This window comes from Candidatus Nitrosocosmicus oleophilus (genome assembly GCF_000802205.1).
Taxonomy (GTDB): domain Archaea; phylum Thermoproteota; class Nitrososphaeria; order Nitrososphaerales; family Nitrososphaeraceae; genus Nitrosocosmicus; species Nitrosocosmicus oleophilus.
This window is the reverse complement of the sequence record NZ_CP012850.1, coordinates 2,141,908-2,160,384: the sequence shown is the minus strand read 5'-3', so window position 1 is coordinate 2,160,384 and position 18,477 is coordinate 2,141,908. Positions and strand designations below refer to the sequence as shown.

Genomic DNA, 18,477 nt, shown 5'->3' with positions numbered 1-18,477 from the left:
AATGACTACATATGATGTATCCCTTCTTGAGGGTGATGGTATTGGTCCTGAGTTGTCAGAATGTGTATACAGCATTTTGGTGAATATACATGACAAATCATCAAATCTAAAGTTCAATATTTCAAGAGTAGAAGCAGGTGATAATGCAAAATTAAAATATAACAAACCCCTTCCTGATGAAACCTTTAATGAGATTAAAAACTCGCAAGCGTGTCTAAAATCTCCCGTTGGGGAATCAGCCGCAGACGTTGTCCTTGTACTAAGGAGATATTTTAATTTATATGCTAATGTTAGACCATCCAAAAACTACCCCAATATCCCATCATTCTCAAAGGATGTTGACCTAATTACCGTCAGAGAGAACACAGAGGATTTGTACTTGGGATGGGAATTTTATTCAGATGACGATACTGTTATCTCCCTAAGGAAAATTAGTAGAGAGGCATCTAAACGTATTGCAGAGCATGCATTTAAAATTGCAGATTCAAGAGAAGGAAAAAAGGTAACGATTGTTCACAAATCAAATGTGTTAAGACTAAGTGATAGACTTTTCATAGATACTTCAAGAGAGGTAGCTAAAGAATATCCCAATATTGAATTTGAACAAATGTACATTGACGCTTGTGCTATGGAATTAATTAGGAATCCAAATCGTTTTGACACCATCTTAACCACAAATTTATTTGGAGATATCATATCAGATGAAGCTGCACAAATTACAGGAAGCATTGGATTAGCACCTGCTGCAAATATTGGAAAGGACTTTGCAATGTTTGAACCGGTGCATGGTGCAGCTTTTGACATAGCAGGAAAGAACGTAGCCAACCCGACTTCTTTTATACTTGCACTCAAGATGATGTTTGACTGGTTGGGTGAAAAATACAAGGATAATAATCTGACTGTTCAATCAAACAAAATAGAGAAAGCAGTTGATGATTTGTTTATTAAGAATGTCAAGACTATTGATATAGGCGGTAAGTTGTCAACAAAAGAATTTAGCAAGAGATTCATCAATCTATTGACTGATATTGGATATGACTAAGACCCGATATTAATTACTTAATGAGCATAAATCATGTCTAATAAATTTTTCAATATTCTGGCGGTAGCCCCCCAGATTAAGTAACCATCGACGTTAAATTTAAACATCTTATTTTCTCTGCTTGAATGGTCCTCATCTATAGTCATACTATCACGCAAAATTTCAAGTGGTATTTCAATTACTTGTTCTACTTCTTCATTGGGTTCCAGTGGAAATGATATTTTACCAAGTATCACAATAAACGGATAGATGAGTATCTTAGTTGTATATGTATTTGTGGGGGCAAGAGATCCAAAGATCTTTTCTTTTTGAATTGAGAGGCCTATTTCTTCATAAGTCTCTCTTATTGCCGTCTCTATTATAGAACTGTCCTGGTTGGAAACCCTACCCCCAGGAAAGGAAATTTCACCTGCATGATTCCTTAGATTTGAACTTCGTTTTGTGAATATTACGGTTGGATTATATTCATGATTAAAATGAATTATGACTAGGACGCTAGATTGTTCCGATTTGAACTCACCTTTTGCAGTTAAATCAATATTTTTGAAATATTCTAAGGAGTTGCTTTTCTCCAAGACAAGTTCAATGAATTCTTTTTCAGAAATCAAAACTAGGAGCTAAATAATAATATTATCTAAAAAACCTTTTTTTACTGTAACCATGCTCATTTAACTAAACTAAAAAATGAATCTAATTTATGAGTTAAACCCTCCAAAAATATTAAATAATCATAGGATAGACATTACACTTTTAAATCAAGAGTTAATTAAATTCCTGAATAGGGCTAAAATTATAACTAATTTCACAAATTACATCCATATAACCGATTCGGTACTTGGTATCCCTAGGTTTTCGAGTATCCATGGAGCACAGGTAATAATGAATAATCTAACCAATACAAGCTTGAATGTCACTTGTAGCGTGAGGACAAGAGATAGGAATATGAATTCTATAATACAAATGGTAACGGATGCCATTATTTTGAAAATTAGTGGACTTTTGTTTATACAAGGTGACAAACCTGCATTTGAAGAATCAGAAAAAGGATATTCACTATCAAATCCAACAGATGCAGTCAATCTCCTAAATTCCATAGGATTTGACAAATTGATAGATCTCGATTTGTCTCTACCAAATAAGGTTTCAAATCAGAGACTATTCCAGAAAAAGATAAATTCAAAACCACGCAGGTTTATCACCCAATCAATAGGTTCAATCCAAGAGATCAGAGATTTAAAAGAACTAATGAAACCCAACCACATCAAGCTTATCCCTTGCATCATGGTCCCTTCGGTAAAGAATGAAAGAGCAGCTGCCATGATAGGTTTGGATTGGAGTGAATATCAAGGTAACTTTCTTGGGTTCTTAAAGGAAGTTCATAAAGAAACTGATCATATTCTAATAACCTCGCCTAATAGTTTTGATGAAGGGATCGAAGTTTTGAAGAATTGGACTTAGGAATGCAAAAGTCTATCATATTGTTCTTTTGTGTTGGCTTATTTCACCCTTTAGTTCATCTAGGACTAGTCTATTATACTCAAATAAATTAGAATCTTCAGTTAACCTTGGTCTCCGATAATCAATTTCGATCTCTTTCTTTACTCGAGCCGGTCTCTTTGTGAAGACCACAACCTTGTCACCCAGACATATTGATTCAGAAATATTATGAGTTACAAAAATTATTGTCTTTCTGGTTTTGGCCCATATCAATTGAAGTTCAACTAATAGAAGATCACGAGTTTGGGAGTCAAGTGCAGCAAAGGGTTCGTCCATGAGCAGTATGTCAGGATCCATTACTAAAGCACGAGCAATTGCCACCCTCTGTTTCATCCCACCCGAGAGTTGATAAGTATAAGATTTAGAGAATTTGCTTAAATCCATCATTTCAAGATAGTGTAACGCGATTTTGTTTCGTTTTTCTTTTTCAACTCCAACCATTTTTAATCCAAATTCAACATTGTCGATAACCGTTAACCAGGGGAATAAAGCGTTCTCTTGAAAAACCATAATTCGATCAGGGCCAGTTCCAATTACCGATTGTCCGTTAAGTACCAATTCTCCTTCAGATGGTGTATCTAAGCCTGCGATAATGTTTAGTAAGGTAGATTTTCCACATCCGGATGGACCCACAAAACACACAAATTGTCCCTCTTCAATTGATAAATTTACATTATCTACAGCTAAAACTCTTCTCCTTTCACCCGAAGATGAGTTCACTGAAAAAGACTTTGTTATATTTTTCAATTCCAATTTACTCAATTAAACTAAAGTACTTTGGACTCTCAATAATATAATTTAAAGCTTGGACTTCGAGTAATTCACTTAAGACTCAAAATAAAAAGATTATTTCAATTCTACCGTTAATTCAAAATCAAGGGGATTTACAAGTCGATTCTCCATTCCTTGACAAATTGGCTTACAATTTTACCATTGGTAACATTACAAATAAACTCTCGGGTATCCGTTGTACTACTATAGATGGGATTAGTTCAAATTCTATAGGAATTAATGAATAAGCCCTTTGCACAGTCATCTAATCAGACAGTGATAAAGAGATTAATTTCGATTTTGATTATAAAGTTATTGGAAATGACAATACCAATAGCATTGAGGAGTATTATCATAGTTTTTGACACCCTAATAATTTGATCCTTCAACCATGGGAAATATTTGTATTTTCCAAAGATGGTGGCCAAGATTATGACGATTTAGATATTTATCTGGCTGATTAAAACGTATGAAACCACCATATGATTAGATTGGATCTGCTTTGTTGCATAATTCCTTATTCTCCGGTTATCATCATGATCATCATGTTATATTCTTCTAAAAATGTTATACAATGATACTTTTATCATGATCTCCTTTACCATGTTTTGAAACCTGTTTGCTGATGTGTATTCACCAAACATTCTCTTTATAGCTGAGAACACAGTTTCAGATATCCATCTCTGTCCGTATTTTCTTTTTGTCTTCCATTTCAACAGATCCTTTGCTTGTAACTTTACTTCGTTGTTCCTTAACCTATTGTTTTTAGGAGAAACAATAGAGTTCCTTCTTACCTTTATACCTGGATTGATCTTTTTGTCCTCAAGATACACAAAGTTTGGATTTGAATCATAGGCTCCATCAGCTAGTACCGATTTTATCTTTACAGTGTTTGGTTCTCTCGAATCCAAAACATGATTGACTAGTTTCTTTAGCATTTTCCCATCATGTACCTTCTCATCTGTCACTTCCAAAGCAATGATTTTCCTGGTCTTTATGTCTACAGCAACGTGGATCTTGAGATATCCTTTTCTATTTTGTGTATTCCATTTCTCATCCATCCACTGACCTCTGGTAGTAATCTTGATACCTGTACTGTCTATTGATATTATTAGGTCATCATCGTCATCCATCTTGTCTCTTTTAATATCGATGTTTAGCTTGTTGATTCGTTTACAGATGTGACCATAACTTGGTGGATTAGCAGGTAACCTTTTTCCTGTGGCCTTAATTATACCTTGGGTTTGTCTGTATGGTAGGTGAAATAAATAGCGAATGTAACCAATGGCCAAGATGAAAGAATCTGGAAATACAAATGGTTTACCCTTTTTGTTTATATTCATATTCTCTATCTCTGAACCCCAACCATCAAGGAAATCATACGAGAAGAGGATCTCACCGCGTTGAACTAATGAGCGATTGTAAGAGGGCCAGTCTATCACAAATAATCAATCTGTTCATTCCAGCTAAATATGTTGAGTTAGGCGACAAAGCAGATTGGATCCGAAAATATTACAACGATATTCTTGGATTATTTCATATTTATGAATCCTAGTTTCCCCATGATGCCAAATATTGATGATGGAATTTATTTATTCAAATTAATTGTAGAATACGAAAAATTGATGAGTTGGCTTCATATCGTATAGATGATAATGTCGCAACGGAGGATTAAATTCGAACGATATTACCTTACCAACTTCCCCTGAACATCAAAAAAACCCGTTCATTATGCCCAGAATTCAAGGATAATTCAAGGAATATTGTGTAGGAACAAATATCGTGTAAATATAGAAGAAATAGATGTGCAAGTACTATAAGCATAAACATAGGTAATATTAATTTCATGGAAATTTCATAAAGACAGTTATATTGAAAAATGATTCCATAGAATGATTTGACCTACAGGAATTATCAACTCATGTTTAGTGCGGTAATGATTAAGGGTTTTTGGTCGAAGAATGCTAGTTATATTTTCTTAACAATTTTAGGTGATCAATGTTATTTGTTATATCTTCCACTTAGTAACCTTTTTTAAGAATCTGGTGATTGATCTGATCATAGTCAATTTGAAGAAAAAAATTGTTTTAGATACGAGTATCATAATAGATGGCCATATAAGTCATAAAATTGATGAAAAGGATATTGATGATAATTTTGAGATAATAATTCCTCGTGCTGCAATTGATGAGCTGCAATCACAGGCATGTAAGCAGAGAGAACAAGGGTTCATAGGGCTTGAAGAACTAAGAAAGATTAGAGAAAAATCTAGCGAGAATAATATTTCGCTCAGAATTTACGGGGAAAAGCCCAATCTTGAGGACATAAAACTAGCCAAGAATGGCAGAATTGATTCAAATATTAACGAAATAGCTGAAAAAGAGGATGCGACTTTATTTACCGCTGATTACATACAACATTTAGCAGCTAGCGCAACTGGAATATCAAGCGTTCACATCCGCTCCCAGGTCTCAGCATCTTTTAATATCGAAAATTACTTTGACGATAAATCAATGAGCGTTCATTTGATAGAAGGGGTAGAACCCTTAGCAAAGAAGGGTACTCCTGGAGAATTTACATTGGAGAAAATATCTGACACTAAATTGGATAAACAGACTTTAAATGAAATCATGAATTTCCTATTTTCTACTGAAAACAACAAGAAAATATCAAATATAGAAATTTCATTTGATGGATGTTATGTAATAATGTACAAGAACTTGAGAATTGTCATAACTCAACCACCTGTATCAAACAAAATAGAAATTACTGCAGTCAGACCGATAAAGAAATTGACATTGCAAGAATACCAATTAGATTTATCATTAATAAATAGGCTATCAGAAGAGGCAGAGGGAATTTTGATAGCTGGGAGACCGGGTTCGGGCAAGAGTACATTTGCAAGCAGTATCGCCGAACATTACGTGCAAAATAATAAACTCGTCAAGACTCTTGAATCGCCAAGAGATCTGCAAGTGCCAGAGAATGTAGTACAATATGGTTCTTTTAAAAACGGGTATGAAAGGGTTGCAGACCTTCTATTACTTGTTAGACCAGACTTTACCATCTTTGATGAGGTGAGGCGGATAAAGGATTTTGAATTATTCGCAGACCTGAGACTTACGGGTATCGGCATGATAGGAGTAATCCATGCTAACGAAGCGTTGGATGCAATTCAACGATTTATAGGCAAGATAGAATTAGGTATGATACCTCATGTAATAGACACAGTAATATTTATTCATGGAGGCAAGATTGAAAAAATATATGAATTAAACTTGACAGTTAAAGTCCCAGCAGGAATGGTTGAACAGGACCTTGCTAGGCCAGTGGTGGAAATCAGAGACTTTTTTTCAAAAGAAACTGAGTATGAAATTTACTCTTATGGAGAAGAAAACATCATAATCCCTCTGAAAAATATCGAAAAAAAGACCGATAAAGAAAGAAACAATAAGATCAATAAATTAGCAGAATCCAAAATAAGAGAAGTTATAGGCAAATTTGACCCTAAGGCTGAAGTAAAGATTATTTCCAGTGATAAGATAAGAATACTAGTTAGTAAAGATGTAATTCCCAGAATAATCGGAAGAGGAGGTTCGACCATATCAGAAATAGAAAAAATGCTGGGAGTTAAGATCGATGTTGAAGCGAAGGTTCCTCTCATTGGTAATGAAGTTGCATTTAGTATCGCCGAATCTGGATCAAGGATTTACTTGTTAGTTGATGAAATGCATATAGGAAAAAAGGTTAATCTATTTTTAGGAGATGAGGCACTAGTAAGCAATCAAATTGGACAGAAAGCCAAATTAAAATTAGACAAAAAGTCAGAAGTCGGAAGAAAAGTATTCAACACAATTATGAGTAACAATCAAGATTCTCTGAAACTATATGAGAGTAAAGATGAATAAGAGATGAACATTCAAAAGGAGATTTTTGGTACATAGATCCCAAAAATCTCTTTGAATGTGTCTTTAATTTCGCCAAGGGTCACCTTGTTTTTAACACAGGATATTAGATAAGGTATCAAATTAACATCTTGTTTTTCAGCTGCCGATAATAAGGACGAAAGATGGAATCGTGACGAAATATTTATTCTTATCCAGCATGAACTGCATACAAGGAACAAAGTCATCATTTCATTAATGTGGGACATAAACGCAATCCCTCATGAAATTGTCATACTGTCTACACCATATTCCTTTCACCGCTGGCTCGGACTACCTTCCTGAAAATGCATTGAAGAAAAAGGTGAGTTGGTCAATGAAATCCAAACAAGATTCTAACTATATTAAAAAAAAGAATGGGCCATGAACTCAGGAATAAGATTTTGGTACGCAATGGAATGTTAAATACTGAATTAGGTAACAACAAACCATCCGTCTTGTCATCACCAAACTGAATTATAGAATGTTTGCTCTCAACGATATGATGTGAAATGACCATAGCTAAAAATAACATATGATTAATATATCTCCATGAATTAATCTTAATTTTCATTGAATAGAATATTTGATCATGTGAATTTATGAAATCTTTAGATAAACTATCCAAATTTAATTGAAGGATCAATTAGATGATAGTTAGAGATGGGTAGAATCTATATACAATTGATTTTTATCGCATTAGTTAATCAAGAAGTAGGAATTTTTTCATCTTCCCACATTGTTTTATGACGGACAACTTACTCCAAAGATTAATTCATTTATCGACAATTATAAAGGACCTTTCATGAATGTTCATACGTCGAAATATATCGGGATGTATTATTGAGGGCAAAATTTCCATCCCCGTTATGATTCTTGGACTAGGCTTACAAAAATAAGAATTGGAATCAACCAAATAAATCTGCTTATTTTTGAAACCCTTAACCGATTTCCACTAGGGCACAGTTAGACGTTTGTAATCTTTCTGTTTTCAATCTAGATCATATCCGCAAGGTGCGATAATTATTTTGTCAGGGTCAAATTTTTCGATTTCAGAATTAGTAATCTGTCTGGAATCCAATCCCCATTCTTATATTTCCTGAAGGAAATTTTGTCATTATAAATACAAAAAATTATCAATTCTATCAGTTTTTCAAGATTAAATCCTAACCCAGTGCTGAATTCTGGAAAGCAGATTGGGGTTTAGTCTTCATTTTCTAATTATTCTATCTTCCAAATAAATATGAATTCTTGATTTTTTCTTTTGTTTCGAGTATCGGATCCAAAGAGGAGGTTGTGGCAATCATTGACCTATACTTTGCAATCTTTTTGATGCCTTTTATTGAACATAACAACTCGACCATCTCATTCATGGCTTCCACTGGATTGAGAGATCGTAAGCTTTGATCGAAACTTCTTGTAAGAACAAATGCTCTTGTCTTAGGATCAGTTCTACTCAATAAATCCTCTAATTCAGTAAACGGTTTGATCAATTGATCAATAATTTTAATAATTTTAAAGTCTTTTTCATCTATATCAAAAATGTCTGACATGTTTTCATCGTATTCATTGTATATCTCTATACCGGCTTTATTGAGAATATCGAATTTCTTTTGAAACCTATTGTATTTGTTATTTGATATGTACGAAGTTTTGGGCTTGATATTATTGCTAATGATTTCAGAAGCAGAACTATGAATTGACCTACTATGACGTAGTGCATTCCATTTTCGTCCAAATTTGCGTTCACAGCCGTTGCATTTGTAAAAATTCTTTTTCATAACTAAGATTACAATGAAAAGATAAAAGAGATACTCAGAGTAACTTTTTGTACATTGTTTTGTCTCATAGCAAATTTTCAATTTTGAATTAATATCTAATCAAATTTGTTAACTTGAAGCCCTAATAATTTCTAATTTGTTTATTCTTAGTATGTTAATTTATGCTGCATAGACATTTCTAATTTTGTTGGTCTGCTACTTCTGCTATCAATACAAACAGAAAAAAACAGATAATATATTTTCTAAACACAAAATAACGAGATCTGATAATGATGCAGACAAAAGGCGGACTACCACTTTAATCATTTTCTCATTAAGATTAAATTGCTTATGAGACGGTTACATAACAATCATAAAAACAGTATGATGAATAGTAATGATGATAACAATGATTATTGGGTTACATCAGATTTTTGTGAAATAAACCCTAAGAAAACTAACCGAATAAATCTAGTATGGAAAATGAGATTTGGGAGCGTCAGGAACTTTTAGTTATGATAAATTATGAATCTTACAGGAGAAAGCTAAATGGATTAGAACACACTCCCGTTCTCTCAAAATTTCATTATAATCATGCCATAATTTTCTATTGAAATATACGTTAGAATAATTGGAAAATAATTGGAAGAAAATGATAAAAGTTATCCTATAAAATAGCAAAGCATATCAATATATAAATATATTCTTAACATATATCTGATTATGCAATTTTGCGAATCATGTAGTCAAATAATATCTAAGGATAACACACGTAATTTATTTAGTGTAATAACCGTTAGTCACGGCATCTCGTACAATAACAATAGATATGTTGAAACAAACGGAATTAAGGAGAATTTTAAATGACTGAAACTTGTATTTTGTTAAATGTAAATTGCAAAAACCAACAAAGGATACCCGAGGAAGAAAAAAAGTGTTCTTTTGTTGAAACGGCCAAATCTCTAGAGTCAGCCATGCTCAGTTCGACGGAGTGCAAGTAATAGTGCTCGGAGATCCAAGAACAGTCGCAGTACTGCGAGGCCTTCAAAAACGAGGGGACGATGCCCGTCATTGGCCTCAGAACGTTCCTCAATCCCAAGGACATGCTGAATATGCAACCCCTTCTTAGGTGATGAGTTCGATGATGGACGAGAAGGAATACACAATCTCATCATGCGACCAGTTCTGGAAGAGCAACGAGGAGACCCCTGCAGCGGCTCCCAGCGACGTGCGCCATGATGCTTTCGACTGCGAAAACCTGCTCACCCAGTTGACGGGGGCGAGCAAAATCAACACTCCCTATCAGCTGTCGCACACACTCTATGAAGTTGGCGGTCAATGCCGTCGCGATAGGTGAGTCGTCCGTGTCAGATTTTGCAGCATGGCGCTCGCTCGTCGACAAAGAGCTCGCTGGAGCGTCGTTCGACAAATTGGTGTACCGCACTCCTGAGGACATAACGATAGACCCGCTCTACACCGAACGGCCGGCCGAGCTGCCAATGCCAGGCATGGCACCATACGTGCGGGGCGCCAACGCACAGAACACAGCGTTTGGGCTGTGCATACGTATAGACGGTGATCGCACGGTAGCTACCGAGGAACTCGATGGAGGTGCGACGGCGCTGTGGATTGATGTGGGCAACGACAGCGCGCTCGAGGCCGCGGCTGTCGCGCACGCTGATCTAGTCGTCGATATAGCAAAGAGCATCCCAGCGCAGGCTATCGAATGGCTCGCGCAACGCGGTGTAGATAAGCGGATCTGGATTGACATCGATCCGATTATGGCCGTTGCCCAGGGAGTGACGCCGGGCAACACGCTCGTAAAACGATTGTCTCACCTTCCAAACTTAGTCTCTGATACACGTGAGCGGCTGCCGAACGCCCGGCCGCTGCGCGTGTCCACGACAATCTTACACAGCGCGGGTGCCGATGCCGCCGACGAGCTCGCACTCGGCCTTTCGGCCGGTGTTGCTTATCTGCGCGCGCTCATTGCAGGAGGACTGCCGATCACAGAAGCCGCGCGCACGCTGTGGCTGCAGCTGCCTGTCGGTCGCGACACTTTCGGGGAAATATGCAAGATACGTGCGGCCCGCGTGCTCTGGCACAAAGTGCTCGCGGTTGCCGGCGCGCCAAACGAGCCTCCACCTCCGATCCACGCCGTCGCGTCCTCACGCACGCAGACACAACGCGACCCTTGGGTCAACATGCTACGTGTAACAACGGAGATGTTCGCTGCGATCATTGGTGGAGCGCAGATCGTGACCCCACGTCCGTTCGACGACCAGCTCGCTGCAGTGTCCGCGCTCGGGCGCCGCGTTGCCCGAAACACGGTCCTCATATTGCGCGACGAGAGCCACCTCGGACGAGTCGTCGATGCCGCCGGCGGCAGCTATTACATCGAGACGCGTACCGATGCGCTCGCCCGTGAGGCGTGGAAGCGTTTTACCGCGATCGAGAAGGATGGTGGTATTACCGAGCTCGTCGGTTCGGGCGCACTGCGCGCGCGGCTTGACGCGGCATGGACCAGGCGAGCGGCCCATCTTGCGAAACGCAAGGAACCTGTCCTCGGTGTCTCGGAGTTCGCGCACGTCGGCGAGAAGCTGCCGGCGGCTCCGATCCCGACCGCACCCTTGCTGGTTTCATCAGCGCTCGTCGAGCATCGTGATGCCGAGATGTTTGAGGCGATGCGAGCTCGCATCGAAGCCCTGCCGTTCGATGTAATGCTGCTCGCGCTCGGGCCACCGGCTGAGCATCGCGCTCGCATTAGTTATTCAGCAGGTCTGTTTGGCATCGTTGGCATTCGCACTCGCGAAGCGACCTCGCCCCAACGCGCCGACGTTGCCGTGATTTGTGGCAGCGACGAGCGCTACACGGCTGAAGCCGCCGGAGTCGCACGCGCGCTGAAGTCAGCCGGCGTGAGGAAGGTTGTGCTCGCAGGGCGTCCGGGCGCTCTCGAAACCGAGCTTCGTGCAGCTGGCGTTGAAGCGTTTGTGTTTGTTGGCTGCGATGTGCTCGCCACCATGGAGGAGCTGTTGTTATGACGCTGCCCAAATTTGATGAGATTGACTTTGACGAGATTGAGCCTGCAGTGCGAAAAACCGCGCCTGCCAGTTCCGACAGCATCTGGGACACACCTGAGGACATCCCACATCACGCAGTCTATACCTCTTCAGACCTCACGGAGGTCGCGCACCTCGGCTCGTTGCCTGGCATTCCGCCGTTCGTACGCGGTCCGTACCCAACCATGTACGTACAAAAGCCGTGGACCGTGCGCCAGTATGCCGGTTTTTCGACGGCTGAAGACTCGAATGCCTTCTACCGCCGGAACCTCGCCGCTGGACAGATGGGTTTGTCAATCGCGTTCGACCTCGCTACCCACCGCGGCTACGACAGTGATCATCCGCGCGTCGTTGGTGACGTCGGTATGGCAGGCGTGGCTATAGACTCGATCCTCGACATGCGTATCCTATTCGATGGAATCCCACTCGACAAGATGAGCGTGTCGATGACGATGAATGGTGCCGTCCTGCCGGTGCTCGCGCTCTACGTCGTCGCCGCGGAGGAGCAAGGAGTACCCCCGGAGAAGTTATCCGGTACGATCCAGAACGACATCCTAAAAGAGTACATGGTACGGAACACGTACATCTATCCACCCGCACCTTCTATGAAGATAATTGCGGACATCTTCGAGTTCACGTCCCAGCGGATGCCGAAGTTCAACTCAATATCGATCTCCGGGTATCACTTACAGGAGGCAGGGGCGACTGCGGACCTCGAGCTCGGCTATACGCTCGCCGACGGCCTCGAATACCTCCGCACTGGTATCGCAGCCGGCATGAGCATAGACACATTCGCGCCGCGTCTGTCGTTCTTCTTTGCCATCGGCATGAACTTCTTCATGGAGGTTGCCAAGCTCAGGGCCGCTCGCCTTCTCTGGTCTGAGATCGTTTCGACATTCGCCCCAAAGAGCACGAAGAGCCTCGCGCTGCGTACACACTGCCAGACGTCGGGCTGGTCACTGACTGCGCAGGACGTTTATAATAACGTCGTACGCACCTGCATAGAGGCGATGGCCGCGACTCAAGGCCACACTCAAAGCCTACACACGAACTCGCTTGACGAAGCGCTCGCTCTGCCGACGGACTTCTCAGCACGTATAGCGCGCAATACCCAACTCCAGCTGCAACTCGAGTCGAACACGACGAGGCCGGTTGATCCGTGGGGCGGGAGCTATTACGTGGAGTGGCTGACAGACCAACTCGCACGGCGTGCAAGAGCTCACATCACCGAGATCGAACAGCTCGGCGGCATGGTGAAGGCCCTTGAGGCGGGCATCCCGAAGCTGCGCATCGAAGAAGCGGCTGCACGTACTCAGGCTCGCATCGACAGCGGCCGTCAGAAGATCATAGGTGTGAACTGCTACAAACTTATGCACAAGGAATCGATCCCGGTGCTGAAAGTTGACAATGCGGCCGTTCGAAAGACGCAGATCGAACGCCTTATGAAGCTGCGCTCGGAGCGTGACAACGAAGCAACGGCACGTGCCCTCGGAGCGCTGACAAAGTGCGCCGAGACCGGCACCGGCAACCTGCTTGCCTTGGCGATCGACGCGGCACGCGCTAGGGCCACGGTCGGGGAAATCTCATGGGCGCTCGAGAAAGTATGGGGTCGCCATCGCGCGAACATCCAAGCCATATCCGGCGTGTACAGTGGAGAGGTTGGAGAGTCATCCGAAGCGATCGCTCACGTGCGCGCTCGCACACAGACGTTCCTAGATCATAAGGGGCGCCGGCCGCGTATTTTAATCTCGAAGATGGGACAGGACGGGCATGATCGAGGCCAAAAGGTTATTGCATCGGCGTTCGCGGACTTCGGCTTCGATGTTGACATCGGTCCGTTGTTCCAGACTCCGGAGGAAACCGCGCGCGCCGCCGTTGAGAATGACGTGCACGTAATTGGCGTGAGTTCGCTTGCCGCCGGCCACCTGACTCTGGTGCCTGCATTGCGCACTGCGCTCTCAACGCTTGGTCGCCCCGATATACTCGTCGTTGTCGGAGGCGTGATCCCGCCCGACGATTATGATGCACTGCGAGAGGCCGGCGCCGTTGAGATCTTCGGACCCGGCACTGTGATTGCCGACGCCGCGGTGCGATTGCTCGACCGTCTCGAGCTACCACCATGACTTTTCGTGCGTCTCGACTTTCGGTCGACTCGTACGAGCGCGGCATCATCGAAGGTGACCTAGGGACGTTAGCGCGTGCTGTCACGCTCGTCGAGAGTCGTTCTGAAGAGGATCGACGGATTGCCCGCAACCTCCTGCAGCAGGTATTGCCGCGTACGGGCCGAGCGCACCGCATTGGCATCACTGGCGTGCCAGGCGTTGGGAAAAGCACGTTCATTGACAATCTAGGAATGCGCCTTCTCGATGCTGGTTATCGCGTTGCGGTGCTCGCGATCGATCCGACGAGCCAGCTCTCGGGTGGGTCAATTCTCGGCGACAAGACACGCATGCAGCGGCTCGCGCTTGATCCGCGCGCGTTTGTAAGGCCATCACCGAGTGGGTTGTCGCCCGGCGGCGTGGCGCGCCGTACACGCGAGACGATGTTACTCTGTGAGGCGGCCGGCTATAATGTCGTGCTCGTCGAGACTGTCGGCGTCGGACAGGGCGAGACGGCCGTCGCCGACATGGTCGACTTCTTTCTTGTGCTTGTCTTGCCGGGTGCTGGCGATGAGTTGCAAGGGATCAAGAAGGGTGTTTTTGAGCTCGCGGATGCACTCGTCGTCAACAAGGCCGACGGAGATGGCGAGCATAGGGCGAAGGTCGCACTGGCGGATCTAAAGTCCGCACTGCGCTATCTACCTCGTAAGCGCGCAATCTGGCAGCCGCGCTGCCTTGCGGCGTCGGGCCTTACAGGTCTGGGTATCGATGAGTTATGGACCACGATCGACGAGCACCGACAGTTACTTGAGTCCACCGGGGAGCTTGCCTCGTTGCGAGCGGCCCAGCAGTCCACGTGGATGTGGACACTGATCCGCGAGCGCCTAGAGGATGCATTTCGCCAGCACCCTGACGTTGCTGCGACCCTTCCCCGCCTAGAGCAGGCTGTGAAGGCCGGAACGACCACATCGAGCGCTGCCGCGGATGAGTTGCTAGCGATCTTCAGCCGGGAACAGATCTGAGCTTGTTCGGTGTTGGACACGGGCCAAATCGTTCCGCGTTCTGTCACGCCATTAGTTCGACTCAATGTGACTGACCATAAAGATCCAGACTACCTCCCTCTCAATCGCTATTGGTGTCGCCTCCATTAGTGATTGAACTTCAGCTGCGCGACGAAGACGCAAACTGGATACCCTCTAGTACGAACTGTTTCGCTATGCTCAGAACGACCGTGTCCGATCGCCGCGTCGATCGCACATTGACATGCAACGTCGGCCCCAGCCATCATGCACCTCCCGCGATACGAAACGACTTTTACCGCTCTTATTCGCCCGAGCGCATCACCCTCGCACACTGATATCCGAATTATACTAGAGTCAGATAATCTCTAGTTAGAAATTACTATCGATATCAATCTATCCAAAATCAAAAGGATGTGTAATCTAACAACTATAATTTTCGCGTCTTTAAGCAGTGTTTGAAGAATATGAGGTAATAGTTATTGAAACAGGACCAGCTGGCCTCTGTAGTAATATTTATCGCCCCATAATAAATATCATGATTAATAAAAATAAAAGATCTGGGTGACCAGTCGAATTTGATTCCAAAATTAGAAAATTATCCACGAACAAGAATGTCTAGTAGTCCTCTGCTGACCAAAACTCTACAAAGATCAATTTCTGACATTAAAAGGTGAAATGGTTTACGGTACAGTCGAAAAAATTCAGAAGATGAATCGTGGTTAAAGGTAAAAACATTTCGTTGTGGATATTTTGCTGTATCTGTTGTATAAACACCATAAAAGATACCAAACAATTTAGGTGTAGATAATGAAAAACAATTTACAAATAAGAATTGCAATATTGTAGATAAATATATGTCCCTTTTATTCGACGGATAACAGCAACTGTGGGAGTACGTGTGTTTCTTTTAATATCCGGAATTTCATAATCTAGGAGGGCATCGGAGGTTTATCTAATTTCTAGAGGAGAATAAACCTTGGAGGAGATAGGTATAATATCTTCTATTGAAAGAAAAGAAAATATGGTGTTAGCTCCTAATATTGCTATAAAATCTATCAATGAAACCAATAAGTATACCATACAAACAAATTGTTACTGTATGTGGAAATGGTGCAGCTGGTAGTCCATCTGCTTCTAATTATGTTGAAAAATTGAAAGGGAATTCAAGTATTTACTCAGATTGGAAAAAGAAGATCGGTGGTCCTGTTTTTTATTACTAGTCGAATTTTTTTGCCATGGTACTGATCTACTAAATTAGGAACGTCATTAAGAGTTTGTCTTTTGTCGTATGTTGGCTACGTTCAAAGTTCTCCGTTTAGGATCAAGGCTCGGATTGAACCAGATCTCTTGAAGCGCTATCATAATACTCCTATAGTAGGCGGGTGAGTGAATGAGTGAGTGCATGGATGTTTGCCACCCTCTTTTTGCCACCATGAAGTAAGAAAGAAGATGAATGAAAAAATTGATTCATCTTATAATAAATGTTAAGAAGAAAAATTTTAGCCCAGCACTAAAAGATGATAGAGGAAAGAAATTGGATGCGTTCTACTTTGGTAACAATTCGAATGGAATACTAGAACCAATTAAATGAATACCCTATCATAGAATGAAAAAATGTAATGCATTAATGGAATCTAGGGACAACTTGTGTATGAGAATACATATTATACATTAGAAGTTATTGGAGAAAATATACAGACTAGCAAATACAGTAAAGACAAATATAGTAGTACAAGCAAAGATTAAGGCTGATTAACATGGTGTCTGTATACTATCCTATCTGCTGAGCACAGGTTTGATATCCGAGGCGTTTACCCATAAAAGAATTAAGAGAAAAAGGAAGTTTAGTTATAGAATAGTATATTATCTCGAACTAAGACAAAACTAGCAAACAAGATTCATAATATTTTATACAAATATGTAAACCGAATAGAACTAAAAGATATATTAGGAAGATCTGGAATTGAGTGGATGAAATTTTTACCTCTTACTCCCCTGCTCCTACGCTTTCCACCAAAATAAGATCATTTCCTGCAAAATCCAATATGCCAATTACATTTCTTAAGATTTAGAGATGCCACCAGATGCACCCCTTGAACCTAAACTCCTCATGAAAATATTGTCATCATCCATTGTTGAAGGCATACGGACCCTGTCGCCAAGAATAGCACCTCCCGAGATAGCACTTGTAGGATCTACTGCCAGTATAGATATCTTGAAACCAAAATTTTCAAAATAAGTAATCAGTTTTCCAATAAGAGTACCCTTCCCTGTACCGGCAGGACTTGTGAATCCGATTGTCACCTCTTTCCCAGTTTTTGGATATATTTTCCTTAGTATTTCAGGGGATAATTGGTCCTTAACATCTATCATTGAATTGGATTGTGCAATAATTCTTTTGTTTTTATTTAGTATACCTTCAACAATATCATCCATTGGGATGAGATGATAGAATTGGAAATAAATTATTTTGCAATCCTTTATTGATTCAATCAGAGTAATTCATCATATTTTCTGGATTTCTAAATAAATCATCATGTTCACTGCGCAATAGTGACTTGATGCCAGTATCGTCGTCACCTTCTATCAAAAGATTTTGATGGTCATAGCCACGTATTATAGCCACAGGATTCTTTAAAGTTTTACCCATTACAAGTTCAGCGGCTGCCGCAAGTTCGTCTGCTATGGCAATTTCTGTTACTAATAATTTTTTACCGTACTCATCATTCATTCCAATGTAACTTTTTAATGGGGCAATGCCCGCTACCCCTATTGCAACATTAGTTTGACCCGTTCTGAAAGGTCTGCCAAATGTATCGGCTATAATTATACATACTTTTTTTCCAGAAATATTGTGCATTGATTTTCTCAGGTTTCTTGCTGAAGTATCAGGATTCTCCGGTAGTAAAAGTGCCATTTGAGAATCGCCAGAAACATTACTTTGATCTATCCCTGCATTAGCACAAATAAATCCATGTTTGGTCTCAACGATCAAATGTTTTTTTGTGATTCTTATAATTCTAGAAGTTTCACCTAAAATCAATTCAATCAATCGTGGATCTTTATTGTGCAATTTGGCCAATCGGATTGATTTTGGAGAAGGGGCAACGTACCTTAAATCCCTAAACCTATTCTCTGATTTCGAAACGATTTTTTGAGCCACCACGATAATGTCATTTTCACAGATCTGCATTTGGTTCAATTGTACAGACTCAAAAATTACCTTTGACAAGTCGTCGTTTGGTTCAATATTCTTATTAATGCGTATCGGGATGATAGAAATCAAAAAAAAGAATCACGTATT

General features: G+C 41.4%; 16 protein-coding genes. 9 read left to right on the top strand and 7 right to left on the bottom strand.

The annotated features are described in order from the left end of the window. Nucleotide 1 precedes the first annotated feature (1 nt). Nucleotides 2–1,042, top strand: a complete 1,041-nt coding sequence (locus NMY3_RS10520; protein ID WP_196815815.1) for an isocitrate/isopropylmalate dehydrogenase family protein — start codon at nt 2–4, stop codon at nt 1,040–1,042. Between the two features lie 17 nt (nt 1,043–1,059). Here the strand turns inward: NMY3_RS10520 and NMY3_RS10515 are convergent, their stop codons facing one another. Further along, on the bottom strand, nt 1,060–1,650 hold the full coding sequence (locus NMY3_RS10515) for an NUDIX hydrolase (protein ID WP_196815814.1): 591 nt from the start codon (nt 1,648–1,650) through the stop codon (nt 1,060–1,062). Between the two features lie 334 nt (nt 1,651–1,984). Between NMY3_RS10515 and NMY3_RS10510 the strand changes: the two genes are divergently transcribed. Beyond that, nucleotides 1,985–2,500, top strand: a complete 516-nt coding sequence (locus tag NMY3_RS10510) for a hypothetical protein (RefSeq protein ID WP_231100016.1) — start codon at nt 1,985–1,987, stop codon at nt 2,498–2,500. A gap of 15 nt (nt 2,501–2,515) precedes the next feature. Here NMY3_RS10510 and NMY3_RS10505 read toward each other — a convergent pair whose 3' ends face one another. Next, on the bottom strand, nt 2,516–3,301 hold the full coding sequence (locus tag NMY3_RS10505; protein ID WP_196815812.1) for an ABC transporter ATP-binding protein: 786 nt from the start codon (nt 3,299–3,301) through the stop codon (nt 2,516–2,518). A 557-nt stretch (nt 3,302–3,858) separates the two neighbouring features. Continuing rightward, a complete protein-coding gene (locus NMY3_RS10500) occupies nt 3,859–4,752 on the bottom strand; it encodes an IS5-like element ISThar1 family transposase (RefSeq protein ID WP_196815565.1) in 894 nt (297 codons plus the stop codon). A gap of 627 nt (nt 4,753–5,379) precedes the next feature. On the opposite strand from NMY3_RS10500, the gene NMY3_RS10495 reads away from it, so the two are divergent. Continuing rightward, nucleotides 5,380–7,218, top strand: coding sequence for a PINc/VapC family ATPase (locus NMY3_RS10495; protein ID WP_196815811.1), 1,839 nt, complete (start codon nt 5,380–5,382; stop codon nt 7,216–7,218). Nucleotides 7,219–7,229: 11 nt separating this feature from the next. On the opposite strand, the gene NMY3_RS10490 is transcribed toward NMY3_RS10495, so the two are convergent. Further along, a complete protein-coding gene (locus NMY3_RS10490; protein ID WP_196815810.1) occupies nt 7,230–7,463 on the bottom strand; it encodes a hypothetical protein in 234 nt (77 codons plus the stop codon). A gap of 996 nt (nt 7,464–8,459) precedes the next feature. Continuing rightward, nucleotides 8,460–9,014, bottom strand: a complete 555-nt coding sequence (locus NMY3_RS10485; RefSeq protein ID WP_196815809.1) for a hypothetical protein — start codon at nt 9,012–9,014, stop codon at nt 8,460–8,462. Between the two features lie 982 nt (nt 9,015–9,996). Here NMY3_RS10485 and NMY3_RS16910 point away from each other — a divergent pair. The 6 genes from NMY3_RS16910 (at nt 9,997) to NMY3_RS10460 (ending at nt 16,393) form a co-directional block, all read left to right on the top strand. Beyond that, on the top strand, nt 9,997–10,122 hold the full coding sequence (locus NMY3_RS16910) for a hypothetical protein (protein WP_257719978.1): 126 nt from the start codon (nt 9,997–9,999) through the stop codon (nt 10,120–10,122). 15 nt (nt 10,123–10,137) lie between these two features. Beyond that, a complete protein-coding gene (locus NMY3_RS10480; protein WP_196815808.1) occupies nt 10,138–10,350 on the top strand; it encodes a hypothetical protein in 213 nt (70 codons plus the stop codon). A gap of 7 nt (nt 10,351–10,357) precedes the next feature. Then, entirely contained in the window at nt 10,358–12,034 is a 1,677-nt protein-coding gene (locus tag NMY3_RS10475) for a methylmalonyl-CoA mutase family protein (RefSeq protein ID WP_196815807.1), read from the top strand. Then, the gene (gene scpA / locus NMY3_RS10470; protein ID WP_196815806.1) at nt 12,031–14,175 is read left to right on the top strand and encodes a methylmalonyl-CoA mutase; all 2,145 of its coding nucleotides are present in this window, start codon (nt 12,031–12,033) and stop codon (nt 14,173–14,175) included. Before NMY3_RS10475 ends, scpA begins: the two co-directional genes overlap by 4 nt. Further along, nucleotides 14,172–15,173 carry a methylmalonyl Co-A mutase-associated GTPase MeaB gene (gene meaB, locus NMY3_RS10465; protein WP_196815805.1) on the top strand — a complete coding sequence of 334 codons (1,002 nt, stop codon included), beginning with the start codon at nt 14,172–14,174 and terminating at the stop codon, nt 15,171–15,173. The genes scpA and meaB overlap by 4 nt, the downstream gene beginning before the upstream one ends. A gap of 1,058 nt (nt 15,174–16,231) precedes the next feature. Further along, the gene (locus NMY3_RS10460) at nt 16,232–16,393 is read left to right on the top strand and encodes a hypothetical protein (RefSeq protein WP_196815804.1); all 162 of its coding nucleotides are present in this window, start codon (nt 16,232–16,234) and stop codon (nt 16,391–16,393) included. A gap of 841 nt (nt 16,394–17,234) precedes the next feature. Here NMY3_RS10460 and NMY3_RS10455 read toward each other — a convergent pair. Beyond that, entirely contained in the window at nt 17,235–17,609 is a 375-nt protein-coding gene (locus NMY3_RS10455; RefSeq protein ID WP_196815803.1) for a hypothetical protein, read from the bottom strand. 52 nt (nt 17,610–17,661) lie between these two features. Further along, nucleotides 17,662–18,459, bottom strand: a complete 798-nt coding sequence (gene cofE / locus NMY3_RS10450) for a coenzyme F420-0:L-glutamate ligase (RefSeq protein ID WP_196815802.1) — start codon at nt 18,457–18,459, stop codon at nt 17,662–17,664. Between the last annotated feature and the right edge of the window lie 18 nt (nt 18,460–18,477).

Coding starts and splice junctions, on each gene's coding strand:
- NMY3_RS10520 (WP_196815815.1), top strand. CDS start 2: ATGACTACATATGATGTATCCCTTCTTGAGGGTGATGGTATTGGTCCT.
- NMY3_RS10510 (WP_231100016.1), top strand. CDS start 1,985: ATGAATTCTATAATACAAATGGTAACGGATGCCATTATTTTGAAAATT.
- NMY3_RS10490 (WP_196815810.1), bottom strand. CDS start 7,463: ATGTCCCACATTAATGAAATGATGACTTTGTTCCTTGTATGCAGTTCA.
- NMY3_RS10485 (WP_196815809.1), bottom strand. CDS start 9,014: ATGAAAAAGAATTTTTACAAATGCAACGGCTGTGAACGCAAATTTGGA.
- NMY3_RS10480 (WP_196815808.1), top strand. CDS start 10,138: ATGGACGAGAAGGAATACACAATCTCATCATGCGACCAGTTCTGGAAG.
- scpA (WP_196815806.1), top strand. CDS start 12,031: ATGACGCTGCCCAAATTTGATGAGATTGACTTTGACGAGATTGAGCCT.
- meaB (WP_196815805.1), top strand. CDS start 14,172: ATGACTTTTCGTGCGTCTCGACTTTCGGTCGACTCGTACGAGCGCGGC.
- NMY3_RS10460 (WP_196815804.1), top strand. CDS start 16,232: ATGAAACCAATAAGTATACCATACAAACAAATTGTTACTGTATGTGGA.
- NMY3_RS10455 (WP_196815803.1), bottom strand. CDS start 17,609: ATGGATGATATTGTTGAAGGTATACTAAATAAAAACAAAAGAATTATT.